This window comes from Streptomyces sp. NPDC018610 (assembly GCF_044391765.1).
Taxonomy (GTDB): domain Bacteria; phylum Actinomycetota; class Actinomycetes; order Streptomycetales; family Streptomycetaceae; genus Streptomyces.
The window spans coordinates 312734-336885 of sequence record NZ_JBISAL010000001.1 but is presented as its reverse complement, the minus strand read 5'-3'; the positions used below and the strand labels follow the sequence as shown (position 1 = coordinate 336885).

The window sequence follows — 24152 nt, the reverse complement described above, 5'->3', positions numbered from 1 at the left end:
GTAGCGTTCAGCTCCATGCGCACCCTCCTGATCACGGGCCCCGGCGGCAGCGGCCGTACGACCGTGGCCGCCGCCACCGCACTCGCCGCCGCCCGTGACGGCGTCCGCACCCTGGTGCTCAGCGCCGACCGCACGGACACGCTCGGCGCGGTCCTCGGCGCGGCGACGGGAGCGGAACCAGTGGCCGTGACGCCGGACCTCACCGCCTGGCGCCCCGACGCGGCGGCCGGCTTCCGCGCCGACCTCGCCGCCTTCCAGGACCGCGCCGCGAACGTCCTGGACCTCCTCGGCGCCGCCCGCCTCGACGCCGAGGAGCTGACCCCGCTGCCCGGCGCCGAGGAACTCGCCCTGCTGCGCGCGCTGCGCGACGCGGCCCTCTCCGAGCGGTTCGACCTGCTGGTCGTCGATCTGCCGCCCGCCCCGCAGGCCCTCGCCCTGCTCGCCCTCCCCGCCGAGCTGCGCCGCTACCTGCGCCGGCTGCTGCCGCCCGAGCGGCAGGCCGCCCGCGCCCTGCGCCCGGTCCTCGGCCGCCTCGCCGGCGTTCCCATGCCCGCCGAGTGGCTGTACGAGACCGCGGCCCGCTGGGACGTGGAGCTGGCCGCCGTGGAGGCCGTCGTCGCCGACCCGGGCACCGCCGTGCGCCTGGTGGCCGAACCCGGCCCGGCCGGCGCCGACGCCGTCCGCGCCGCCGCCCTCGGCCTCGCCGTGCGCGCCCTGCCCGTCGAGTCGCTGGTCGCCACCCGGGTGCTGCCCGAGGCCCCCGCCGACGCCTGGCAGACCGCGCTGGCCGCCCAGCAGCGCAAGGCCCTGGACGAGTGGGGGGAGACGTACGCCGTCCACCCGGCCGCCCACCTGGGCCGGGACCCGCGCGGCCCGGACGACCTCACCGCCCTCGCCCTGCCCGCCGCCGACCCGGCGCCCGCGCGCGTCCGGTGGCCGGTCGCCGACCGGATCACCGAGGACGGCGTGCTCGTGTGGCACATCCCGCTGCCCGGCGCCATACGCGACGAGCTGGACCTCGTCCGGCGCGGCGACGAACTCGTGCTCACCGCCGGACCGTTCCGCCGCGTCGTCCCGCTGCCCTCGGCCCTGCGCCGGTGCACCGTCGAGGGCGCCGCCCTGCGCGAGGGCGAGCTGCGGATCCGGTTCGCGCCGGATCCCGCCCTGTGGCCCCGCGAGAGGTGAACCGCCCGTCCCGGTTCGGGTAACGTCGAAGGACGAACCGTAGTCAGGAGCCCGCCATGAGCGAAGAGCGCCCACCCACCGACGCCGCTCGGGACGACGCCGCTCAGGAGGAGACCACCGGCCGGCCGCACGCCACCGACTCCGACGCGTGGGCCACGGCCTGCGCCGAGGACCTCGAGGCGGAGCAGGCCCGGCGCCGCGCCGAGTACGGCCCGCCTCCCGGCTCCGCCGCCGAGGAGCTGCGCAAGTTCGTCGACACGATCGCCGACAAGCTGTCCTCCCTCCGGTCGCCGCTGCTCGGCGCGGTCGCCGGACCGGCCGCGCAGCAGGTGGTCCGGCAGGTCGTGCAGCAGGCCAGGGCGACCGTCGAACCGGTCATCGAACGCAACCCGGACGTCTTCGACCACCTCGCCGCGGCCGGCGGCGAACTGCTCGCCGCCTACCGCTCGGCCGTCCAGGCCCAGGAACGGCGCTGGACGTCCCGCGCCGACCGTCCCGACGGCGCCCTCGACGACGATCTGAAGGACCTCGACGACCGCCGGGACCGGGGCGAGGGCACCGGCGGCGGTCAGCGCATCGACCTGGACTGAGCCCGAGCCCGGGCCCGCCGGGCGGTCCCGGGGCCCCGCCGCCGCGTTCCGCGCCTGCTCGGCGGGTGGACGCCGCGAATCGGACGGTGGCGGCTCGGGTACGGTTGGCCGTAGCGGGGCTCGACCGGAACTGAGGGATTCATGGGACTCACCATCGGCGTCGACATCGGCGGCACGAAGATCGCGGCCGGCGTGGTCGACGAGGAAGGCAACATCCTCTCGACCTTCAAGGTGCCGACCCCCACCACGCCCGAGGCCATCGTGGACGCCATCGCCTCGGCGGTGGACGGCGCGCGCGCGGGGCACGACATCGTCGGCGTGGGCATCGGCGCCGCCGGTTACGTCAACCGGCAGCGTTCCACCGTCTACTTCGCGCCCAACATCGACTGGCGCCAGGAGCCGCTCAAGCAGAAGGTCGAGGAGCGCGTCGGCCTCCCCGTCGTGGTGGAGAACGACGCCAACGCCGCGGCCTGGGGCGAGTACCGGTTCGGCGCCGGCAAGGGCCACCGCAACGTCATCTGCATCACGCTCGGCACCGGCCTCGGCGGCGGCATCATCATCGGCAACAAGCTGCGCCGCGGCCACTTCGGCGTGGCCGCCGAGTTCGGCCACATCCGGATGGTCCCGGACGGCCTGCTGTGCGGCTGCGGCTCGCAGGGCTGCTGGGAGCAGTACGCCTCCGGGCGCGCTCTCGTCCGGTACGCCAAGCAGCGCGCCAACGCCACCCCGGAGCGGGCCGAGGTGCTCCTCGCCCTCGGCGACGGCACCCCCGACGGCATCGAGGGCAAGCACATCTCCATGGCCGCCCGCCAGGGCTGCCCGGTCGCCGTCGACTCCTACCGCGAGCTGGCCCGCTGGGTCGGCGCGGGCCTGGCCGACCTGGCCTCCCTCTTCGACCCGTCCGCTTTCATCGTCGGCGGCGGCCTGTCCGACGAGGGCGATCTGGTCCTGGACCCGATCCGCAAGTCGTACAAGCGGTGGCTGGTCGGCGGCAACTGGCGTCCGGTCGCGGACGTCCTCGCCGCCCAGCTCGGCAACAAGGCCGGTATGGTCGGCGCGGCCGACCTGGCCCGGGAGCCCGACCCGGTCATGTGAGCGGCCCCGCCCGCTGAGCGTCCACGCGCCCACCGCCCCCTCCGTCCGGGCCGGTGGGCGCTGTCGTCGCACGGGTCCGCAGCGTCGCGGCACCGGTTCCGCAGCGTCGCGGGACCGGGCCGGCAGCGTCGCGGCACCGGGCACGCCGCGCTCGCGGGACCGCCGTACGGGCGGCCCGGCGGCCGCGGCGTATGTTGATCGTCATGCTGCTGCCCAACTCCCGCACGGAACCCGACGGTTCCGCCGTCGTCCGTGTCCTGAGCTACAACATCCGCTCGCTGAAGGACGACACCGACGCCCTCGCCCGCGTGATCCGTGCCTGCGCGCCCGATCTCGTCCTCCTCCAGGAGGCGCCCCGGTTCTTCCGCTGGCGCAAGAAGCTGGCCCGGCTCGCGTCCGCCACCGACCTGGTGATCCTCACCGGCGGCGCCACGGCCGCCGGACCGGCGGTGCTCTGCTCGCTGCGGGCCACCGTCGAGCGCACCGAGGACGTCCTGCTGCCGCTCACCCCGGGACAGCACCGGCGGGGTTTCGCCACGGCGGTCGTCCGGTTCGGCGGGGCCCGGCTCGGCGTGCTCGCCTGTCACCTCTCCCTGGCCCGGGACGAGCGCCACGAGCAGAGCGGCATGCTCCTGGACAGGCTGGCCGGGATGGGGGTGGAGCACGCGGTCGCGGGCGGCGACATCAACGAGGGGCCCGACGGTCCCGCCTTCCGGCGGCTGGCCGGCGCCCTGCGGGACGGCTGGGCGACCGCGCCCTGGGGCGGCGAGCTCACCTGGTCGGCCACCGAGCCGCACCGGCGCGTCGACGCGCTCTTCACCACACCGGGCGTCGAGGTGCTCGGCTGCGGGGTCCCACTGGACCAGCCCGGCGTCACCGAGGCGGACCTGAGGGCCGCCACGGACCACCGCCCGGTGCTGGCCGCCCTCCGGATCCCGGCGGCATGACCGGGACACCGTGAACGACGGCGCTGTCACCGCGGCGCCGGGAGCGGCGGTGAGGTGACAGCGTCACCCGGGACGGAGACGGGGGCGACCGTGTCGCCGGGGACCGCGAGGGGATCGACCACGCGGAGGGCAACGGCGGCGCCGCGACCGCATCGCCGGGGCGGGGGCCGTACCGGGCCCTACCGGCTCCCGCTCCCGCCTTCCGCACCGTTCAGCCGCTCAGACCACGGCGCCGCGCCCCGGGTCGTCGTCCTCGTCGTCGCCCGGGTTCATGCGGGCCACCAGCGTGGCGACGCCGCCGAGGAAGCCGCCGACGCACAGGGTGGTCAGCCACCAGGTCATGTCCCAGCCGAGCAGGACCGCCAGCAGGAGCAGGACGGGACCGCCGACCACCCCCAGCCAGGCGAACTTCGCGGTCGCGTCCGCGTCAGGCAGCGGGGGCGGCTCCGGCGGCACGAAGTGGCCCTCGTCGTCCTCGGTGAAGTCGTCGTCGGACGGCTCGCGCACCGTGTAGTCGCGCGGCCCGGAGGGAGCGCCGACGCCGGGTGCGAAGGAGACCGAGCTGCCCAGCGGCCCGGCCGGAGCGGGCCCGTCCTCCTTCGGCGCCTCCGCCTCCGGGCGTACGCCGCGGCCCGGCCGCTCGTCGTCGGCGTCCGGCAGGTCGGGCAGCGCCAGATCCTGGATCGGCCGGAACGGCCGCGCGCCCGGCGGGTCCGGCGGCTCCTCGCCGTACCCGGCGACGATCGCCGCCCAGGCGGCCTCCTCGTCCAGTGGCATGCCGCCCGCCCGCTCCGCCGGGACGGCCGGCCCGACCGGCTCCGCTTCCCGGGGCCGGCCGCCCTCGGCCGGTCCGACGGCGTCGGCCGGCCTGAGCGGGTCGGCCGCCTTCACCGGGTCGGCCGACTTGACGGGCTCGGCCGCCGTGAACGCGTCGGCCGACCGGGCCGGATCGGCCGAGTCGACCGGCTTGGCGGACGTGGCCGGTCCGGTCGGGTCGACGGGCTCGGGCCCGACCGAGTCGACGGGCTGGACAGCGTCGGCGGGCCGGACGGAGTCGACGGGCTCGGCCGCGTCCGCCGGCCCGGCGGCGTCGCTCGGCCGTGCCTCGTCGGCCGGCCGCAGCGCGTCGGTGGGCCGGGCCGTGTCGGCCGGCTGCCCGGGCTCGGACGGCTCGCGGTTCTCACGGCCCTCGCGGTCGGAGTCGTGCTCAGCCACCTTGGGCCGTCCCTTCCTTGCCGACGCTGGGTGCGAGCCGGCCGACGAAGGCGTAGCTCTCCTCGAAGATCCGGTCCGCGTCGTTGTCCAACGTCGCGACGTGGTAGCTGTGTTCCAGCAGTACCTCGGTCACGTCCAGGGAGGAGACCCGGCTGAGGATCCGCGCCGGGTCGGCCGGCGGCACCACGTGGTCCTGGGGGCTGCGCAGTACCAGCAGCGGCTGGGTGACCTGCGGGAGCTCGCCGTCCAGCATCCGGAAGAAGTTCCGCAGCGAGTGCGCGGCGTGCAGCGGCACCCGGTCGTAGCCCAGCTCGGCCGCGCCCTCCTTGGCGATGTCGCTGGCGATGCCCTTCGTCGTGCGCACCAGGTGCCGGGCCACGGGCAGCGCGTACGCGGACAGGCCGTGCACCTTGTTGGCCGGGTTGACGACCACGATCCCGGTGATCGCGTCCCCGTGCTTGGCGGCCAGCCGCAGCGCCAGGGCGCCGCCCATCGACAGTCCGGCCACGAACACGTGCGCGCACCGCTCGCGCAGGGCGCGCAGCTCGCGGTCCACCTCCGCGTACCAGTCCTGCCAGCCGGTGATCTGCATGTCCTCCCAGCGCGTGCCGTGTCCGGGCAGCAGCGGCAGGGACACCGTCAGGCCGCGCTCGGCCAGGTACCCGGCCCAGGGCCGCAGCGACTGGGGGGAACCGGTGAAGCCGTGGCAGAGGAGGACGCCGACCTCCCCGCCCTCGTGGCGGAACGGCTCTGCTCCGGTCAGGACCGGCACGTCGGTCTCCTGTTCGTGGGTGGACTCGGCACGTCGATGACAGGTTCGTCGAGGCAGGGGCGGCCCGCCCGCGGCGCGCGGCCGTCGGACGCGGGTACTTCACCGTACGCGACGGCACTGACACCGACCAGGGCCGTCGGCCCCTTCGGTGCCTGCGCGGGTTATGGTCTGAGCGACAGACACGGGAGGAACTCGGTTGTTCTACGGCACGATGAAGCTCGCCATCGGGGGACCGCTGAAGCTCGCCTTCAGACCCTGGGTGGAGGGGCTGGAGAACATTCCGGCCGAGGGCCCCGCCGTCCTGGCGAGCAACCACCTCTCGTTCTCGGACTCGTTCTTCCTGCCCGCGGTGCTCGACCGCAAGGTCACCTTCATCGCGAAGGCCGAGTACTTCACCACGCCGGGTGTGAAGGGCCGGATGACCGCCGCGTTCTTCAAGGGCGTCGGCCAGCTCCCGGTGGACCGCTCCGGAGCGCGCGGCGCGGGCGAGGCCGCGGTGAGGAGCGGCATCGAGGTGCTGGAGCGCGGCGAGCTGTTCGGCATCTACCCGGAGGGCACCCGTTCGCCCGACGGCCGGCTCTACCGCGGCAAGCCGGGCGGTCTGGCCCGGGTGGCGCTGGCCACCGGGGCGCCCGTCATCCCGGTCGCCATGATCGACACGGAGAAGATCCAGCCGCCGGGGACGGTCGTCCCCAAGCTGATGCGCCCGGGCATCCGCATCGGCCGGCCGCTGGACTTCAGCCGCTACCAGGGCATGGAGCACGACCGCTTCGTGCTGCGCGCGGTGACCGACGAGGTCATGTACGAGATCATGAAGCTCTCCGGCCAGGAGTACGTCGACATCTACGCGACCGCCGCCAAGCGGCAGCTCGCGGAGGCGGCCAAGGCGGAGAAGGAGGCCGGAAAGGCCGAGAAGGAGGCAGGGAGGGCCGGGAAGGCGGCGGCCGCCGTCCCGGAGAGGGCCGGGAAGGCGCCGGCCCGGCAGGAGCCCGCCGAGTCCGCCGAGCCGGACGGGCCCGGACGCACGGGCGGGGGAGAACGGGCCGAAGAGGAGAGAACCGCGGAGTAGGCGACCGCGGAAACCGGGGGGAGGGGCGCATGCCCAGGCGCGAGCGCGTCATGAGGATGTCGGTCGAGCAGCCCATGTGGCGTGCCCTGGCCGGCTACCGGGTGCTCACGATGTTCTACGCGGTCGGCCTGTTCGCCACCGCCTACGACCGCTTCCCCCGCCCGGGGGTCGCCGTCGCCTACTACTGCGTGCTGTTCGTGTGGACCCTGGCCACCCTGCCCCGGGTGGCGAACGCCGCGAGCTGCACCAGACCGTTCCTCGTCGCCGACCTCGCCCTCGCGGTCTGCGGCATCCTCCTCACCCCCGTGGCCGACGCGCACGCCCGGATCGCGGCGGGCGGCCCGACGCTGCCGTCGATATGGACCGCCGGGTCCGTGCTCGCCTTCGCCGTCAGGGGCGGCTGGCGGTGGGCCGCCGTCGCCTCCACCGCGATCGCCGTCGCCAACCTCGTCGAGCGCGGCGCCCCGGCGCGCGACACCGTGCACAACGTGATCCTCGTCTGGGTCGCCTCCATCGCCATCGGCTACGTCGTCGAGGTGGCCCGCGCCTCCGAGCGCACCCTCGCCCGCGCCCTGGAGATCGAGGCCGCCACCAGGGAACGGGAGCGGCTGGCCCGGGACATCCACGACAGCGTGCTGCAGGTGCTGGCCATGGTGCAACGGCGCGGCGCGGTGATCGGCGGGGAGGCGGCGGAGCTGGGCCGGCTGGCCGGCGAGCAGGAGGTGGCGCTGCGCACCCTGGTCCTGGGCGGACTGGTCCCCGTCTCCCGCGTCTCCACGGACGCGGCCGACGGCGCGCTCGTGCACCACGCCGACGAGCACGGCGGGCAGGACGTGCACGGCGGGCACGAGGAGGGCGGCGACGAGCCCGTCGACCTGCGGACGCTGCTCGCCCCGTACGCCGGCTCCCGGGTGGCCCTGGCCGAACCCGGCGCCCCGGTGCCGCTGCCGGCCGCCGTCGCCCGGGAGGTGGCCGCGGCCGTCGGCGCCGCGCTGGACAACGTCCGCCGGCACGTCGGCGAGGACGCGCGGGCCTGGATCCTGGTCGAGGACGAACCGGAGTCGGTCCTGGTGACCGTGCGCGACGACGGGCCGGGCATCGCCGAGGGGCGGCTCGCCCAGGCCGAGGGCGAGGGCCGGCTCGGCGTGGCCCAGTCGATCCGGGGCCGACTGCGCGACATCGGCGGCACCGCCGAGCTGATCTCGGTGCCCGGCCAGGGCACGGAGGTCGAACTGAACGTACCCAAGCACGCGAAGAACACGAAGACCGAGAAGCACGAGAAGCGTCCGCGCGAGGGCCGCGGTGGCGGCGTCGCGGCGTGGGCGCGGGGGAAGGCGGGAAGCCGATGACGGCGACGGACGCGAGCGGACAGGGCGAGGGGGACGCGCCGGTGCGGGTCATGGTGGTCGACGACCACCCGATGTGGCGCGACGCCGTCGCCCGGGACCTCGCCGAGTCCGGCTTCGAGGTGGTCGCCACGGCGGGCGACGGCGAGCAGGCGGTTCGCCGCGCCAAGGCGGCCGCGCCCGACGTCCTCGTCCTGGACCTCAACCTGCCCGTCAAGCCCGGTGTCCAGGTCTGCAAGGAACTCGTCGCGGACAACCCGGCGTTGCGCGTGCTGGTGCTGTCCGCGAGCGGCGAGCACGCCGATGTGCTGGAGGCCGTGAAGTCGGGCGCCACGGGCTATCTGCTGAAGTCGGCCTCGACGCGGGAGCTGCTGGACGCGGTGCGCCGGACCGCCGCCGGCGACCCGGTGTTCACCCCGGGGCTGGCCGGACTGGTCCTCGGCGAGTACCGGCGGCTCGCCGCCGAACCCGCTCCCGCCGACGGCGCCGCCGCCGACGGCGAGCCGGGCGCCCCCCGGCTCACCGACCGCGAGACCGAGGTGCTGCGCCTGGTCGCCAAGGGCCTGAGCTACAAGCAGATCGCCGAGCGCCTGGTCATCTCGCACCGCACGGTCCAGAACCACGTCCAGAACACCCTCGGCAAGCTCCAGCTGCACAATCGCGTCGAGCTGGTCCGGTACGCCATCGAACGCGGGCTGGACGGCGAATAGGGCGGGAAGGGCGCGCGAACCCGACCGCGAGTAAATGGGCGTATCCGGTAAAGCCACTCTTTCGAGTGTATTTGCCGTGATCAACTACCGGACATTTCACCGGAATTGACCGTCCTGGCCGTCCCGGAGTGACGTGCGTCACCCTTAGCGTGACCCTCACCAGGCAATCGCGGCGAAGGGACATTTCCATGCGCGTCGGAGTACTGACCGGAGGCGGCGACTGCCCCGGTCTCAACGCCGTCATCCGGGGCGTCGTCCGCAAGGGCGTTCAGGAGTACGGCTACGACTTCGTCGGCTTCCGGGACGGCTGGCGGGGCCCCCTGGAGAACGACACCGTCCGCCTCGACATCCCCGCGGTGCGCGGCATCCTGCCCCGCGGCGGCACCATCCTCGGCTCCTCGCGCACCAATCCGCTCAAGCAGGAGGACGGCATCCGGCGGATCAAGGACAATCTCGCCAAGAACGAGATCGACGCGCTCGTCGCGATCGGCGGCGAGGACACCCTCGGCGTCGCCGCGCGGCTCAGCGACGAGTACGGCGTGCCCTGCGTCGGCGTGCCCAAGACCATCGACAACGACCTGTCCGCCACCGACTACACCTTCGGCTTCGACACCGCGGTCGGCATCGCCACCGAGGCCATCGACCGCCTGCACACCACCGCCGAGTCCCACATGCGGGTCCTGGTCTGCGAGGTGATGGGCCGGCACGCCGGCTGGATCGCCCTGCACTCCGGTCTCGCCGGCGGGGCCAACGTCATCCTCATCCCCGAACAGCGCTTCGACCTCGACCAGGTGTGCGCCTGGATCACCTCCCGCTTCAGGGCGTCCTACGCCCCGATCGTGGTCGTCGCCGAGGGCGCCATGCCCAAGGACGGGCAGATGGTCCTCAAGGACGAGTCGCTGGACTCCTTCGGGCACGTCCGGCTGTCCGGGGTCGGCGAGTGGCTGGCCAAGGAGATCGAGCGGCGCACCGGCAAGGAGGCGCGCACCACCGTCCTCGGGCACATCCAGCGCGGCGGCACCCCCAGCGCCTTCGACCGCTGGCTCGCCACCCGCTTCGGGTTGCACGCCGTCGACTGCGTCCGCGACGGCGACTTCGGCAAGATGGTCGCCCTGCGCGGCACCGACGTCGTCCGCGTCCCCATCTCCGAGGCCACCGCGAGACTGAAGACGGTCGACCCGAAGCTGTACGAGGAGGCCGGCGTCTTCTTCGGCTGACGCCCCCTTCCGGGTGGCGTTCCCTCCGGCCGGCTCCTCTCCGGCCGGCGTTCTCTCCCGCTGACGGCCGCCCCCCGGTGGCGCACCGGCAGCGCCGGGGGTATGGGTCGTATTCTCGGCCCATACCCCACAGAACGGGAGCGCGCGGTGGAGATCCTGGCCTTCGGAGTGCAGGCCGACGAGAAACCCCTGATCGAACACGCCTTCCGGGACCACCACGAGGTCCGCTGCCTGGACGTCTTCCTCAACGACGTCACCGCTCCCATCGCCGCCGGCTACGAGATCGTCTCCAGCAGCGTCAACTCCGAGCTCGACGCCCGGGTCCTCCAGTCCCTCGCCGCGGGCGGCACCCGGATGATCGCCCAGCGCTCCACCGGCTTCAACAACATCGACCTGCACGCCGCCGAGCGGCTCGGCATGACGGTCGCCCGCGTCTCCTTCTACTCGCCGTACGCGGTCGCCGAGTTCGCCTGGACGCTCGCCCTCGCCGTCAACCGGCGGATCGTACGGGCCTCCACCCGCACCCGCGACTTCGACTTCCGCCTCGACGGCCTGATGGGCCGCGATCTGCACGGCCGCACCGCCGGAGTGATCGGCACCGGCAAGATCGGCGAGGCGTTCGCCCGGATCGCCCACGGCTTCGGGATGCGGCTGCTCGGCTGGGACATCGCCGAGAACCCCGCCTGCATGGAACTCGGCATGCAGTACGTCCACAAGGAGCAGCTCCTCGCCGAGTCCGACCTCGTCTCCCTGCACGTCCCGCTGATGCCGCAGACCCAGCACCTGATCGACGCCGCCGCGCTGAAGGCGATGAAGGACGACGCGATCCTGGTGAACTCCAGCCGCGGCGGCCTCGTCGACACCGCGGCCCTCGTCGCCGAACTGCGCGAGGGCCGCTTCACCGGCGTGGGCCTGGACGTCTACGAGTCCGAGGCGGGTCTGTTCTTCCTCGACAAGTCCCTGGAGGCCATCGAGGACGACACCCTGGCCCGCCTGGTCACCTTCCCCAACGTCCTGGTCACCTCCCACCAGGCGTACTACACCGAGGACGCCCTGCGGCAGATCGTCGACACCACGGTGCGCAACGTCCTCGACTACAAGGCGGGCCGCCGCTCGGAGAACGTGCTGGTGCCGCACAGCTGACCCACCAGCTCCGTCACGATCGCCGTGCCGTTCAGCGTCAGCACCGACTCGGGGTGGAACTGCACGGAGGCGAACGCGGACGCCGAACCGCCCACGGCGCCGCCCGGCCCGCGCAGCGCGTGCACCTCGCCCGTCGTGCTCCGGCTCACCTCGACGCCGCGCGCGGCCAGCCCGTCGTACGCCGCGTCGTCGCAGCGTGCCACGAAGCTGTTGTAGAAGCCGACGGTCTCCGGCCGCCCGAACAGGTCGATCCCGGTCTGCGCGCCCTGGTACGGCACCTCCTTGCGGACGATCCGAAGGCCCAGCTCCGCCGCGATCAGCTCGTGCCCGAGGCAGACGCCGAGGACGCCGTACCGGTGACGGGCGATCAGCTCGGCGGTGAGCCCGCGCAGCAGACGCATCTTCGGATCGGCCAGGTCGCGGGGGTCGCCGGGGCCCGGGCCGAGGACGACCGGGCCCTCGTGCGCGAGCACCGCCTCCCGCAGGCCGTCCTCGTCGTAGCGGCGGACGGTCACCGTGAGACCCGCCGAGCGCAGCACGTGCGCGAGCATCGCGGTGAAGGTGTCCTCGCCGTCCACGACCAGGGCGTGCCCGGCCAGGGCGTCCGAGCGCTCCTGCATCCGCAGCCAGAACGGCGCCAGCGAGGACCGGCGCCCGTCCAGCGCCGCCCGCACCCGCGGATCGTCGGCGAGCCGGGGCAGCGCCCGCTCCGCCCGCGGCCGGGAGGGCCGTACGCCGAGCGCCGCCAGCACGCCCGCCGCCTTGGCGTGCGTCTCCTGGACCTCGCCCGCCGGGTCCGAGCCGCGCACCAGCGTGGCGCCCACCGGCACCCGCAGCCGCCCGGCCGCGTCGATGTCGGCGGTGCGGATCAGGATGGGGGAGTCCAGGGTCTGCGCGCCGCCCGCGTCCCGGCCCAGCAGCGCCAGCGCACCGGCGTAGTAGCCCCGCCCGCCGGCCTCGTGGCGTTCGATGACCCGGCAGGCGTTCTGCACCGGGGAGCCGGTGACCGTCGCGGCGAACATGGTCTCCCGCAGCACCTCCCGCGCGTCCAGGGACGAGCGTCCGCGCAGCTCGTACTCGGTGTGCGCCAGGTGCGCCATCTCCTTCAGCCGCGGCCCGACCACCACCCCGCCCATGTCGCCGACCGTGCACATCATCTTCAGCTCCTCGTCGACGACCATCGACAGCTCCTCGATCTCCTTGCCGTCGGCGAGGAAGTCCAGCAGGTGCTCGGGGGTCGGCCCCTCGGCCGGATAGCGGTACGTCCCGCTGATCGGGTTCATCACGACGGTCCCGCCGGACATCCGCACATGCACCTCCGGGCTCGCCCCGACCAGGGTCCGGTCCCCGGTGTGCACCACGAACGTCCAGTAGGCCCCGCGCTCGCCCTCCAGCAGCCGCCGGAACAGCGCCAGCGCGTCGGCCCGGGAGAACCCGGCGACCGAACCCTCGTAGGTCCGCCGGATCACGAAGTTCGCGCCCTCGCCCGTGCCGATCTCCTCGGCGAGGACCCGCCCGACGATCTCGGCGTACTCCTCGTCGCCCACGTCGAAGCCGCCGCCCTCGACCCGCACCTCGTGGGCGGGCAGCTGCGCCAGCGCCTCGGCGAGCGGCAACGTGCGGGTCTCCTCGGGCGTGAGCACCACCAGCGGGGCGCCGTCGTCGCGGACGTCGAAGCCGCGCTCGCGGATCTGCCGGAACGGGATGAGCGCGAGGCCCTCGTCGGGCAGCTCGGCCAGCCGGTCGCGCACGGACACCCGGCCGACCAGCACCTCCACCAGCTCGTGGTCGTGCCCCGGCGTGCGGCGGCGCAGCAGGGCGAAGGGACGGTCGTCGTGCAGCAGCTGGGCCAGGTCCATGGTTCCTCTTCCGTCGGTGTCGTCGATGTCTGCCGACTGCCGGTGAGGAACGGTCCGGACGCGAGAACGCCGAAGGCCGCCCCTCGGGCGGCCTTCGCGAAGTCTGGGATACGCGCAGTCAGCGGGCCGCCGGAGAAGCGGTCCACCACCAGTTCTGGATCTGGGTCGAATGCGCGAACATGCCCGGCACCCTACACCGTCCGGACCGCCCCGCGCGTCGCCCGGACGCACCACACCCCGGTTTCCGGTGGGCGCGCGGCGTGGAAGGACGGCGTCCGTCCCCGTGCGCCGATCCGCGCCCCGCACCGACCGAGGAGCACGCCATCTCCACCCCACGAGCACCGAAGGACCCTCGAGCACCACGGACCCCGCGCGTTCCCCGGACCGGGCGGGCTCCCCGGACCGGGGGAGCGCCCCGGCCGGCCCACCACGCCGGACGGCGCGCCGCCCTGCGCGCCCTCGCCGTTTCCGTCCTGTGCGCGGTCCTCGGCGCCGGCACACCGGCCCTCGCCCGCACCGCCGCCCTCGACGACGCAGGCAAGACCGTCGCCTACCGCGGCCACACCTTCACCGTGCCCGCCGGCTGGCCGGTCGTCGACCTCGCGAGGAACCCCACCGCCTGCGTCCGCTTCGACCGGCACGCCGTCTACCTCGGCGACGCCGGCGGACAGCAGGACTGCCCCGCCCGGGTCACCGGCCGCACCGAGGCGCTCTGGCTGCGGCCGGCCACCGCGGTCAAGGCCGCCGTCACCGAGAACCCGACGGCCCGCGAATTCCGGGCCACCGCGCCCTCCGAGGGCATCGCCGTCACCGCCCCCTACGGCACCGACCGCGCGACGGCGCAGCGGGTGCTGCGCAGCGCCGGACTGCCCGTCGCCGCCGCCCGCACCGAACCGCCGCTCACGACGCCCGCCGCCCCGGCCCTGCCCGCCGACGCCACCGCCCACCAGGGCAAGGGCTTCGACACCTGCGCGGCGCCCGGGCAGGGCGCCATGGACGCCTGGCGCACGGACTCGCCCTACGGAGCGGTCGGCGTCTACATCGGCGGGGTCAACCGCGGCTGCGCCCAGCCGAACCTGACCGCGGACTGGGTGCGGACGCAGTACACCAAGGGCTGGCGCTTCCTTCCGCTCTACGTCGGCCCGCAGCCCACCGCCGGCGCGGGCAGCTGCGCGGACGACTGCGCGGCCATCCAGGATCCGGCGCCGCAGGGCAGGGCCGCCGCCGAGGACGCCGTGGCCCAGGCCGGCGCGCTCGGCCTCGGCAAGGGCTCGGTGCTCTACAACGACCTGGAGCAGTACACGCCCGGCGCCGCCCTGACCGCGCGGGTGCTCGGTTACCTCGCGGCCTGGACCGGGCGGCTGCACGAACTGGGCTACCGCTCCGGCGCGTACGGCAGCGTCTCGTCCCTGGTCGCCGACCTGGTCGACAACGCGGCCACGACGACGCTGCCCGACGTGATCCACTTCGCCCACTGGAACGACGAGGCCGCCCTCACCGACCCGGTGCTGCCGGCCGCCCTGTGGGCCGACCACCAGCGCGTCCACCAGTACGCGGGCGACCGGACCGAGACGTACGGCGGAGCGCGGATCAGCGTGGACCGCGATCTGCTGGACGTCGCCGCCCAGGCCCCCTGAGCGGTGTGCCCGCACTGTCCACGGTTGATCACCCTCCGTCTCAATTGATGAGCAGATGAAGGGAGCGGTCCGCGGACCCCGTAGTGTTTGAAGTGTGACCGTGAACGCTAAGACCAGCGCGAGCGCTGGCAACACCTGGCGAAACCTGCCCGCGGCGCAGCAGCCCGAGTACCCCGACGCCGAGGCTCTGCGCGCTGTGATCGCGGACCTCGAGTCGTATCCGCCGCTCGTCTTCGCGGGCGAGTGCGACCAGCTGCGCGCCCGGATGGCGGCCGTCGCCAGGGGAGAGGCGTTCCTCCTCCAGGGCGGCGACTGCGCGGAGGCGTTCGACGCCGTCTCCGCCGACCACATCCGCAACAAGCTCAAGACCCTGCTCCAGATGGGCGCCGTGCTGACGTACGCCGCCTCGGTGCCGGTGGTGAAGGTCGGCCGGATCGCCGGCCAGTACTCCAAGCCGCGCTCCAAGCCGACCGAGACCCGTGACGGGGTGACGCTGCCGACCTACCGGGGCGACTCCGTCAACGGCTTCGACTTCACCGAGGAGGCCCGGGTCCCGGACCCGGAGCGCCTGAAGCGGATGTACAACGCGTCCGCCTCCACGCTGAACCTGGTGCGCGCCTTCACCACCGGCGGCTACGCCGACCTGCGCCAGGTGCACGCCTGGAACCAGGACTTCGTGAAGTCCTCGCCTTCCGGCCAGCGCTACGAGCAGCTGGCCCGGGAGATCGACAACGCGCTGAACTTCATGCGGGCCTGCGGCACCGACCCGGCCGAGTTCCAGACGGTCGAGTTCTACTCCTCGCACGAGGCGCTGCTGCTGGACTACGAGTCGGCGCTCACCCGCGTCGACTCGCGCACCGGACAGCTGTACGACGTCTCGGGGCACATGGTGTGGATCGGCGAGCGCACCCGGCAGCTGGACCACGCGCACATCGAGTTCGCCTCGAAGATCCGCAACCCGATCGGCATCAAGCTCGGCCCGACCACGACGGCCGAGGAGGCGCTGCAGTACATCGAGCGCCTGGACCCGGACCGCGAGCCCGGCCGGCTGACCTTCATCGTGCGGATGGGCGCGGACAAGGTCCGCGACAAGCTGCCCGAGCTGGTCGAGAAGGTCACCGCCTCGGGCGCGACCGTGGCCTGGGTGACCGACCCGATGCACGGCAACACCTTCGAGGCGGCCTCCGGCCACAAGACGCGCCGCTTCGACGACGTGCTCGACGAGGTCAAGGGCTTCTTCGAGGTGCACAAGGCACTGGGCACCCACCCGGGCGGCATCCACGTGGAGCTGACCGGTGACGACGTCACCGAGTGCGTGGGCGGCGGCGACGAGATCTTCGTCGACGACCTGCACCAGCGCTACGAGACGGCCTGCGACCCCCGGCTCAACCGCAGCCAGTCCCTCGACCTGGCCTTCCTGGTCGCGGAGATGTACCGGGACCAGTGACGGGGTCTCCCGGCGGCATCGGGAACGATCTGGGGCGCGGATCACACACGGTCCGCGCCCCAGCCGCTGTCGCGTCCCTCGCGTGACGGGTAAGGTTAGGTTTGCCTCACCGAGAAGTCGGGACGGCACCACTGACCCGAACCGGCGGAGGTGAGCCGCGTGTACGTCTGCAGTTGCTTCGGCATCACCGAGCAGCAGGTCAAGCAGCACGCGGACAACGGCGCCTGCACGCCCCGCCAGATCGCCTCCGCCTGCAAGGCCGGCACGGACTGCGGTGGCTGCGTCCGGCGCATTCAGGCCCTGCTCGGCCGGGGCGCCTGCCCCCGCCGGGAGCTCATCGACCGCGGCGCCCCGGCCTTCCCGCAGTCGCCGCGCCCCGCCGCGGCGACGACGGCGAACGCCGAGCGCGACGCCGCCTAGGTGTCTTGACCACGTGCGTTGTCGACGCCTGTCGGGGACAAGCTCCTCTGAGCGGTCACGGCGTCTGAGCGGTCACGGCGTCGAGAAGCCGTGCGTGCCGGGGCCCGAGGGGTCCGGCTGGCTCTGCTCGACGACCGTCGCCAGGTACAGCGCCTCGCCCAGCTTGTCCACCAGCTCCAGCTGGGTGTCCAGGTAGTCGATGTGGTGCTCCTCGTCCGCGAGGATCGCCTCGAAGATGTTGGCCGAGGTGATGTCGCCCTTGTCGCGCATCACGTCCACCCCGCGGCGCAGCCGGTCGATGGCCTCCACCTCGATCTGCCGGTCGGCCCGGAACATCTCGGCGACGGTCTGACCCACCTGGACGTGGAAGAGCCGCTGGTAGTTCGGCAGGCCGTCCAGGAGCAGGATGCGGTCGGTCAGGAGTTCGGCGTGCCGCATCTCGTCGAAGGACTCGTCCCGGGTGTACTTGGCGAGCTTCGTCCACCCCTTGTGGTCCTGCAGCTTCGAGTGCAGGAAGTACTGGTTGATCGCGGTCAGCTCGGCGGTCAGCTGCTCGTTGAGCAGTTCGATGACCTCGGGGTCGCCTTGCATCCTGCTGGACTCCTTCTGTGCGGTCAGGTCCGATAGCGCCGCATGATTTCACCGGCATGCACCACCGTCCAGTAAGTGCACACTTAGTGGTGTATGCCCGAATTGTCGCCGGGCTGGTCATGTGCACCCGGTCCGGTCTGTCAGGATGGAGTCATGGGTCAGCCGGTGGAACGCGCGTCTGGGGACGCGTCTGGAGCAGGGGCGAAGGGAGCGTCCGCGGGAGCGGCGCAGCCGGAGCTTCCGCCGGGTCAGCGGCTGCAGCGGGGCTGGCCGGTCACGCACTACGGGCCGGTGCCCAAGTTCCGCCCGGAGCGCTGGGAGTTCCGGGTCTTCGGCGCCACCGCCGACGGCGCGAAGCACTGCTGGACCCACGAGGAGTTCACGGCGCTGCCGTACACCACCGTGGTGGCCGACCTGCACTGCGTCACGAAGTACAGCATGCTCGGCGCCGAATGGGGCGGCATCCCGGCCCGTACGATCCTGGACATCGCGCCGCCCGCGCCGGACGTCACCCATGTGATGGTCTGGGCGGAGTACGGCTTCAGCTCCAACCTGCGGCTCTCCGACTTCACCGCCGAGGGCGCCCTCTTCGCCACCCACAAGGACGGCGAACTGCTCACCGCCGAGCACGGCTTCCCGCTCCGCCTGGTCGTCCCGCACCTGTACGCCTGGAAGGGCCCCAAGTGGGTGCGCGGCGTGGAGTACATGACCGCCGACCGGCGCGGTTTCTGGGAGGAGCGCGGCTACCACAACATCGGCGACCCGTGGAAGGAACAGCGCTACTCCTACCAGGAGGAACCGGGGGACGGGCCGGAGCTGTGACGTCCGGCCCCGCGGCCGGGTCGGCCGGGGGGCCGGCCGAGGACCCCGGGGCGGGCCCGTTCCGCAGCCGCCTCCGATCTCCTTCGGGGGTCAGCCGTCCCGGTTCCTCCCCGGGGGTCAGCCGTCCCTGAGCTTCTTCAGGCGTTCCACGTCGGCCGCGTGGCCCTGCTTGCCGCCGGGGGTCTCGATGACCAGCGGGACGCCCTCGGTGGCCGGGTGGGTCATCAGCGCGCGGAACGGGTCCTCGCCGATGTGTCCGGCGCCGATGTTCTCGTGCCGGTCCTTGTGCGCGCCGGCCACGTCCTTGGAGTCGTTGGCGTGGATCAGCCTCAGCCGGCCCGGGCCGACGGTCTCCACGAGCAGGTCGAGGGTCTGGTGCATGCCGTGCGGGCCGGCCAGGTCGTGCCCGGCGGCGAAGATGTGGCAGGTGTCCAGGCACACGCCCAGCTTGGGATGGGCGTCCAGCGCCTCGAAGTACGGCCCGAAGTCCCAGGTCCGCGAGCACAGGGAGGAGCCCTGGCCGGCCGTCGACTCCAGGAGCAGACACGGATCGTCGTCGTGGGTCAGCTCGTCGAGCAGCGGCAGCATGTGCTCGCGCACCTGCCGCAACGCCACCGCCCGGTCCCGGCCGCCGGTCGCGCTCCCGGTGTGCACGACCACGCCCAGCGCGCCGATCTCCCGGCCACGCCGCAGCGAGTGCCTGAGCGAGTGGACCGAGCGCTCGACGGTCGCCTCGGTGTGCGAACCGAAGTTGATCAGGTACGGCGCGTGCACGTACGCCGGGATCGACTCCTCGGCGCAGGCCGCCCGGAACGCCTCGTCCTGCCGGGCGTTGCCCTGGGGGGTGGCCCAGCCGCGCGGATTGGCGACGAACACCTGCACGGTCTCGGCCGCCAGCTCACGGGCGTAGGACAGACCGACGGAGTTCAGCCCGCCCGCGACGGGGACATGACCGCCCACCGGGTTGCGGGTGCGGCCGGGGGAGAGGGGCGGGGCGGGGGAGAGCTGGCTGTTCACCTCTTCAGGGTGTCACGCGCCCGGCGGCCGCCGGCCGGCCGCCGTGGTGATCCCGGTCTCGTCGGACACGTCACCTGGAGGACGGCGGGTGAGCCGTGGTGCGCAGGCAGTCCTGGGGGCGGCGGACCGTGCGCGGGACGGCGGACGGCGGGCCGTGCGCGGGGTGGGGCGCGGGCGGCCGGTCGCCCGGTGGCGGACGACCGCCCGCCTCACCGGATGGTGATCGTGATCGTCGAGCCCTTGGGCGCGCGGTCGCCGCCCCGCACCGACTGCCGCTTGACGGTGTCGCCGAACAGCCCGAGCAGCCCGCGGTCCTCGTCGACCTTGAAGCCGGCGTCCTCCAGGGTCTGCTTGGCGTCGTCGACGCTGTCGCCGGTCACGTCCGGCACCTCGACCGTCTCCGGGCCCTTGGACAGCGTCAGCGTGACCGTGTCACCCTCGGCGGCCTTGCCGTCGGCCGCCGGGGACTGCCGGGCGACCTGGCCCGCGTCGAACTCGGAGTTGACCCGCGCGGCGGCGACCTTCACCGTCAGCCCCGCGTCCTCCAGATCGGACCTCGCCTGGTCCAGGTCCTCACCGGTCACGTCCGGCACGTCCACCGGGCGGCCCTTGCTGACGACGAGCGCGATCGCCGAGCCGGCGTGCCGGTCGGTGCCCGCCCCGGGGTCGGTGCTGATCACCGCGTCCTTGGCGATGTCCTCGCTGAACGCCCGGCTCACCATGCCCGGCTCCAGCCCCTCCTTCTTCAGCCGCTCGCGCGCCTTGTCCAGCGCGAAGCCCTTCAGGTCGGGCACCCGCACGGTCTCGGGGCCGTCGGAGAGGGTCAGCGTCACCGAGTCGTGGCCGCGGATCCGGTCACCGGCCCCGGGGTCGGTGCTGATCACCGTGCCGCGCGCGACCGTGTCGCTGTAGGAGTGCTTGACCCGCTTCACCTTGAGGCCGGCCTGGTCCAGCCGGGTCCTGGCCTGCGCCTCGGTCTTGCCCAGCACCGGCGGCACCTTCGTGAACTGGCCGGAGTTGATGTACCAGACGCCGCCGCCGACGCCGAGGACCAGCAGGACGGCGGCGACCAGCGTGAGCAGCCCCCGCCGGGGCCGTCGGCCGCCGCCTCCGCGCGGCCCGGGCCCCGGCGGGGCCGGGGGGAACTCCAGACGGCTGGTGCGGTGCACGGCCCCGCGGTCGTCCTCGCCGTCCCCGTCGACGGGCAGCGGGCGCGGCACCGTCAGCGAGCGCGGGATCACGCTGGTGCGGTCGTCGGCGTTGTCGTGCTCGCCGGTGCGGGCCTGCGGCGGCAGCGCGTCGAGCTGGTCGGCGTTCAGCGCCGAGCGGGCCCCGCGCACCAGCGCCAGCAGCGCCACCGCGTCGTGCGGGCGCGTGCGCGGGTCGCGGACGGTGGCCGCCGCGACCAGCCCATCCAGCTCGGGCGGCAGTCCCGGCACGGCGGCCGAGGGGGCGGGCACGTCCTCGTGCAGATGCCGGTAGAGCACCTGGGCGGGGCTCTCGCCCTGGTGCGGCTTGGCGCCGGTCAGCATCTCGTAGAGGACGACACCGCACGCGTACACGTCGACCCGGGGGTCGGCGGTGCCGTTGTCGATCTGCTCCGGGGCGAGGTAGGAGACGGTGCCGAGGACGGCGCCGGTGGTGTTCGTCACCGTGTCCACGGACCGCACCAGCCCGAAGTCGGCGACCTTGACCCGGCCGTCGTCCCCTATCAGGACGTTCTCCGGCTTCATGTCCCGGTGCACGAATCCCGCGCGGTGGGCGGCGCCCAGCGCGGCGAGCACCGGCTCCAGGATGTCCAGCGCGGCCCGCGGCTGGAGCGCCCCGCGCTCGCGCAGCACGTCCCGCAGGGTGCAGCCGGCGACGTACTCCATGGCCAGGTAGACGTACGACCCGTCCGTCCCCTGATCGAATACCTGTACGACGTTCGGGTGGTCCAGACGGGCCACCGACTTGGCCTCCCGGATGAACCGCTCCACGAAGGAGGCGTCGGCGGCGAGCGTGGGGTGCATCACCTTGAGTGCGAGGACCCGGTCCAGGCGGGTGTCCAGGGCCCGGTAGACCGTGGCCATCCCGCCGACGGCGATCCGCGCGTCGACGCGATAGCGGCCGTCGAGCACCTGCCCGACGAGAGGGTCCTGAAGGGTCGTATCCACGCACTGGAGTCTACGAGCCGCCACGGACACACACCCCTTCCGGCCGCACTCCACGACGGGACTGAAGCCGTCCTGTGACGCTTCTCGCGTGCCTGAAGGCGCCTGGGCGCCACCGGGGCGCCCACTGGGAGCGGACAGGTGCCGGTGAGCCGGTCGCCCCGGGGCCGGGCGGGCGCCCGGCCCCTCCGGGGCTTCCCTCGGGGGGCCGGGCAGGTCCTAGAAGGCCGGGCGCTCCGGGTCCAGGCGGGCCAGGCCCTCGGTGGGCGAGGACGCCTCGGCGAAGTGGCGCTTCGGGATGCGCCCGGCCAGCCGGGCCAGTCGGCCCGCCGCCGCCGCGTGCCGCATCGCCTCGGCCATCCGCACCGGCTCCTGCGCCCGGGTCACCGCCGAGGCGAGCATCACGCCCGCGCACCCCAGCTCCATCGCCAGGGTCACGTCCGAGGCGGTGCCGGCGCCCGCGTCCAGGATCACCGGCACGCGCGCGTGCTCCACGATCAGCTGGAAGTTGTGCGGGTTGCGGATCCCGAGCCCGGAGCCGATCGGCGAGCCCAGCGGCATGATCGCCGCGCAGCCCACGTCCTCCAGCTTGCGGGCCAGCACCGGGTCGTCGTTGGTGTACGGCAGCACCGTGAAGCCGTCGTCGACCAGCGTCTCCGCCGCGTCCAGCAGCTCGATCGGGTCCGGCAGCAAGGTCCGCTCGTCGGCGATGACCTCCAGCTTGACCAGATCGGTGCCCAGCGCCTCCCGCGCCAGGCGCGCCGTGAGCACCGCCTCGCCGGCGGTGAAGCAGCCCGCCGTGTTGGGCAGCACCGCGATGCCCAGCCTGCGCAGCACCGACAGCACCGAACCGTGCACCGACGCGTCGACCCGGCGCATGGCCACCGTGGTCAGCTCCGTGCCGGACGCCACCAGGGCCCGCTCCAGCACGTCGAGGCTCGGCGCGCCGCCGGTGCCCATGATCAGGCGGGACGTGAAGGACGTACCGCCGAGGACGAAGGGGTCGTCAGCCATGGTCAGCCTCCCTGGACGGCGGTCAGGACCTCGACGCGGTCGCCCTCGGCCAGCGTCGTGGACGACCAGCGGGTGCGCGGGACGACGGTCTCGTTGAGGGCGGCGGCCACCCCGGAGGGCGCCGCGGTCAGGGCCTGCACGACGGCGTCGAGCGCCGTGCCGGGCGCGATACGGCGGGGCTCGCCGTTGACGGAGATGTTCACGCGGGCTGCTCCGTGAGGAAGGCGGCGGCGAAGCGTCGCGGGGTGAAGGGACGGGCCTCTTCCGGCAGTTCGCCGGTGGTCAGGACCTGCGCCATGGCGTCGCCGGTGACCGGTGTGAGCAGCACGCCGTTGCGGTAGTGCCCGGTGGCCAGCAGCAGTCCGGGCAGCTCGGTGGGGCCGAGCAGCGGCGCGTTGTCCGGGGAGCCGGGGCGCAGTCCGGCCCGGGTCTCGGTCAGCGGCAGCTCGGTGATGCCGGGCACCAGCTCGTGCGCGTCACGCAGCAGTTCGTACACGCCGCCGGCCGTCACCGTCGTGTCCCAGCCCAGCTCCTCGCTGGTGGCCCCGACGACCAGCTCGCCGCTGACCCGCGGCACCAGGTACAGGTGGCTGCCGCGCACCACCGCGCGCACCGTGCGGCTCAGGAACGGCGCGTACCGCCGGGGCACCGTCAGCCGCAGCACCTGGCCCTTGACCGGCCGCACCGGCGGCAGCACCTCGTCCGGCACCCCGGCCAGCTCGCCGCTGAGGCTGCCGGCCGCCAGCACCACCTGCCCGGCGGCGAGCGCCGTGCCGTCGCGCAGCACACAGCCCGCGGCCCGGTCCCGCTCGACGGTGAGCCGCTCGGCCCAGGCGCGGTGGAAGACCACGCCCGCCCGCTCGCAGGCGGTCACCAGGGCGCCGGCCAGCCGCCGCGGGTCGATCTGGTGGTCACCGTCCACCCGCAGCCCGCCGCGCACCCCCGGCGCGAGCATAGGCTCCAGCCGCCGGCACTCCCGCCCGGACAGCCACTCCGAGTCCAGGCCCGACTGCTGTTGCAGGGCGTGCAGTTCGCGCAGATGGGCGCGGTCGTCGGCGTCCAGCGCCACGGCGAGCGTCCCGCACCGGCGGTAGCCGAGGTCGTGTCCGGTCGCCTCGGTCAGTTCCGCGGCGAAGTCCGGATAGCGGCGCGCCGAGGCCAGGTTGAGTCCGAGCAGCGTCTGCTCGCCGTAGTGCAGTTCGGTGACGGCGGCCAGCATCCCGGCCGCGACCTGCGCGGCCCCGCCGCCCGGCTCGGGGTCCACCACGGCCGTGGCGAGCCCGCGCTGCGCCGCGCGCCAGGCCGTCACGAGTCCGATGATTCCGCCCCCGATGACGAGGACGTCTGACGTGCGTGGCAACGACATGGGCGTCCAGCCCCTCCCTTCGCCGGCATGACCCGGATCAGGTTCGTACGGTCGGAGGCCGCCAGCCTCCCTCTCAGCCCGGTGCGTCCGGGCTCCCGCGAGTGCTTGTAGCCTACCAGCGCCACTTTCGAGGGAGTCTTTTTCGATGCCACGCTCACTGGACGGTCTGGTCCTCGCCCCCGTCGCCGACCAGGCCCCGGGTCAGGTGGGCACGCTGACCCGCTTCACGTACCACGAGAAGGACGGGCAGATCTGGGCCGAGTACGCCGGCGGCGATGTCGTACGCGGCCATTTGGTGGGTATCCGGGAAGGCGACCGGCTCGACTTCCGATACGTCCAGCTCCGCCGCGACGGCACCACCGCCTCCGGGCACTGCGTGTCGTCCGTGGTCGAACTCCCCGACGGGCGCGTCCGGTTGGAGGAGTCCTGGGAGTGGGAGTCGCGGCCGGGCAGCGGGACGAGCGTGGTGGAGCAGATCGCCTGACAGCGGTTGTGCGGCAGGTCACGGCGCACGCCCGCTGACTGACGGCTCGTCAG

24 protein-coding genes and 1 riboswitch are annotated in these 24152 nt (G+C 73.7%); of the genes, 14 read left to right on the top strand and 10 right to left on the bottom strand.

The genetic code is table 11. The annotated features are described in order from the left end of the window. The first annotated feature begins 15 nt into the window (after positions 1-15). The 4 genes from ACH5A8_RS01505 (at position 16) to ACH5A8_RS01490 (ending at position 3817) form a co-directional block, all read left to right on the top strand. On the top strand, positions 16-1185 hold the full coding sequence (locus ACH5A8_RS01505; RefSeq protein WP_398996771.1) for an ArsA family ATPase: 1170 nt from the start codon (positions 16-18) through the stop codon (positions 1183-1185). Between the two features lie 56 nt (positions 1186-1241). Further along, complete coding sequence (locus tag ACH5A8_RS01500) at positions 1242-1775, top strand: DUF5304 domain-containing protein (protein WP_398996769.1); 534 nt, start codon at positions 1242-1244, stop codon at positions 1773-1775. 141 nt (positions 1776-1916) lie between these two features. Continuing rightward, positions 1917-2870: an ROK family glucokinase gene (locus tag ACH5A8_RS01495; protein WP_398996767.1), complete on the top strand. Its 954-nt coding sequence runs from the start codon at positions 1917-1919 to the stop codon at positions 2868-2870. 191 nt (positions 2871-3061) lie between these two features. Beyond that, the gene (locus tag ACH5A8_RS01490) at positions 3062-3817 is read left to right on the top strand and encodes an endonuclease/exonuclease/phosphatase family protein (RefSeq protein ID WP_398996765.1); all 756 of its coding nucleotides are present in this window, start codon (positions 3062-3064) and stop codon (positions 3815-3817) included. Between the two features lie 219 nt (positions 3818-4036). Here the strand turns inward: ACH5A8_RS01490 and ACH5A8_RS01485 are convergent, their stop codons facing one another. Both ACH5A8_RS01485 and ACH5A8_RS01480 read right to left on the bottom strand, forming a co-directional pair. Further along, entirely contained in the window at positions 4037-4594 is a 558-nt protein-coding gene (locus tag ACH5A8_RS01485; protein WP_398998200.1) for a hypothetical protein, read from the bottom strand. Between the two features lie 430 nt (positions 4595-5024). After that, positions 5025-5804 (bottom strand): alpha/beta hydrolase, encoded by a 780-nt coding sequence (locus ACH5A8_RS01480; protein ID WP_398996763.1) that lies wholly within the window; start codon positions 5802-5804, stop codon positions 5025-5027. 211 nt (positions 5805-6015) lie between these two features. On the opposite strand from ACH5A8_RS01480, the gene ACH5A8_RS01475 reads away from it, so the two are divergent. The 5 genes from ACH5A8_RS01475 (at position 6016) to ACH5A8_RS01455 (ending at position 11289) form a co-directional block, all read left to right on the top strand. Then, complete coding sequence (locus ACH5A8_RS01475; RefSeq protein WP_398998198.1) at positions 6016-6873, top strand: lysophospholipid acyltransferase family protein; 858 nt, start codon at positions 6016-6018, stop codon at positions 6871-6873. Positions 6874-6902: 29 nt separating this feature from the next. Continuing rightward, the gene (gene macS, locus ACH5A8_RS01470) at positions 6903-8222 is read left to right on the top strand and encodes a MacS family sensor histidine kinase (protein WP_398996761.1); all 1320 of its coding nucleotides are present in this window, start codon (positions 6903-6905) and stop codon (positions 8220-8222) included. Continuing rightward, positions 8219-8929, top strand: a complete 711-nt coding sequence (locus ACH5A8_RS01465; protein ID WP_398996759.1) for a response regulator — start codon at positions 8219-8221, stop codon at positions 8927-8929. Before macS ends, ACH5A8_RS01465 begins: the two co-directional genes overlap by 4 nt. A 188-nt stretch (positions 8930-9117) precedes the next feature. Next, entirely contained in the window at positions 9118-10146 is a 1029-nt protein-coding gene (locus ACH5A8_RS01460; protein ID WP_398996757.1) for a 6-phosphofructokinase, read from the top strand. Positions 10147-10293: 147 nt separating this feature from the next. Further along, positions 10294-11289: a 2-hydroxyacid dehydrogenase gene (locus ACH5A8_RS01455; RefSeq protein ID WP_398996755.1), complete on the top strand. Its 996-nt coding sequence runs from the start codon at positions 10294-10296 to the stop codon at positions 11287-11289. On the opposite strand, the gene ACH5A8_RS01450 is transcribed toward ACH5A8_RS01455, so the two are convergent. Together ACH5A8_RS01450 and ACH5A8_RS01445 are read right to left on the bottom strand one after the other, a co-directional pair. Further along, on the bottom strand, positions 11241-13148 hold the full coding sequence (locus ACH5A8_RS01450; protein WP_398996753.1) for an anthranilate synthase family protein: 1908 nt from the start codon (positions 13146-13148) through the stop codon (positions 11241-11243). The two genes, ACH5A8_RS01455 and ACH5A8_RS01450, sit on opposite strands and share 49 nt — an antisense overlap. Positions 13149-13266: 118 nt before the next feature. Then, positions 13267-13329: a trp operon leader peptide gene (locus ACH5A8_RS01445; protein ID WP_107474434.1), complete on the bottom strand. Its 63-nt coding sequence runs from the start codon at positions 13327-13329 to the stop codon at positions 13267-13269. A 79-nt stretch (positions 13330-13408) separates the two neighbouring features. Between ACH5A8_RS01445 and ACH5A8_RS01440 the strand changes: the two genes are divergently transcribed. The 3 genes from ACH5A8_RS01440 (at position 13409) to ACH5A8_RS01430 (ending at position 16652) form a co-directional block, all read left to right on the top strand. Next, positions 13409-14785, top strand: coding sequence for a glycoside hydrolase domain-containing protein (locus ACH5A8_RS01440; RefSeq protein ID WP_398996751.1), 1377 nt, complete (start codon positions 13409-13411; stop codon positions 14783-14785). Positions 14786-14879: 94 nt separating this feature from the next. Then, positions 14880-16232: a class II 3-deoxy-7-phosphoheptulonate synthase gene (locus ACH5A8_RS01435; protein WP_398996749.1), complete on the top strand. Its 1353-nt coding sequence runs from the start codon at positions 14880-14882 to the stop codon at positions 16230-16232. 159 nt (positions 16233-16391) lie between these two features. Beyond that, on the top strand, positions 16392-16652 hold the full coding sequence (locus ACH5A8_RS01430; protein ID WP_398996748.1) for a bacterioferritin-associated ferredoxin: 261 nt from the start codon (positions 16392-16394) through the stop codon (positions 16650-16652). A 72-nt stretch (positions 16653-16724) separates the two neighbouring features. Here the strand turns inward: ACH5A8_RS01430 and bfr are convergent, their stop codons facing one another. Then, positions 16725-17243 carry a bacterioferritin gene (gene bfr / locus ACH5A8_RS01425; RefSeq protein ID WP_398996746.1) on the bottom strand — a complete coding sequence of 173 codons (519 nt, stop codon included), beginning with the start codon at positions 17241-17243 and terminating at the stop codon, positions 16725-16727. A gap of 153 nt (positions 17244-17396) precedes the next feature. Here bfr and ACH5A8_RS01420 point away from each other — a divergent pair, with 153 nt between their 5' ends. Further along, positions 17397-18065, top strand: a complete 669-nt coding sequence (locus ACH5A8_RS01420) for a sulfite oxidase-like oxidoreductase (RefSeq protein ID WP_398996744.1) — start codon at positions 17397-17399, stop codon at positions 18063-18065. Positions 18066-18182: 117 nt separating this feature from the next. Here the strand turns inward: ACH5A8_RS01420 and ACH5A8_RS01415 are convergent, their stop codons facing one another. From ACH5A8_RS01415 to thiO, 5 genes are all read right to left on the bottom strand, one after another. After that, positions 18183-19082 (bottom strand): deoxyribonuclease IV, encoded by a 900-nt coding sequence (locus tag ACH5A8_RS01415; protein WP_398996742.1) that lies wholly within the window; start codon positions 19080-19082, stop codon positions 18183-18185. 209 nt (positions 19083-19291) lie between these two features. Next, on the bottom strand, positions 19292-21238 hold the full coding sequence (pknB, locus tag ACH5A8_RS01410) for a Stk1 family PASTA domain-containing Ser/Thr kinase (protein ID WP_398996741.1): 1947 nt from the start codon (positions 21236-21238) through the stop codon (positions 19292-19294). A gap of 216 nt (positions 21239-21454) precedes the next feature. Continuing rightward, a complete protein-coding gene (locus tag ACH5A8_RS01405; protein ID WP_398996739.1) occupies positions 21455-22249 on the bottom strand; it encodes a thiazole synthase in 795 nt (264 codons plus the stop codon). Between the two features lie 2 nt (positions 22250-22251). Further along, positions 22252-22452, bottom strand: a complete 201-nt coding sequence (gene thiS, locus ACH5A8_RS01400; RefSeq protein ID WP_398996737.1) for a sulfur carrier protein ThiS — start codon at positions 22450-22452, stop codon at positions 22252-22254. After that, entirely contained in the window at positions 22449-23615 is a 1167-nt protein-coding gene (thiO, locus tag ACH5A8_RS01395) for a glycine oxidase ThiO (protein ID WP_398996736.1), read from the bottom strand. Before thiO ends, thiS begins: the two co-directional genes overlap by 4 nt. Beyond that, a riboswitch (TPP riboswitch) is annotated at positions 23613-23724 on the bottom strand. Its footprint overlaps the gene before it by 3 nt. A gap of 36 nt (positions 23725-23760) precedes the next feature. On the opposite strand from thiO, the gene ACH5A8_RS01390 reads away from it, so the two are divergent. After that, complete coding sequence (locus tag ACH5A8_RS01390; protein WP_398996734.1) at positions 23761-24099, top strand: hypothetical protein; 339 nt, start codon at positions 23761-23763, stop codon at positions 24097-24099. The last annotated feature ends 53 nt before the right edge of the window (positions 24100-24152 follow it).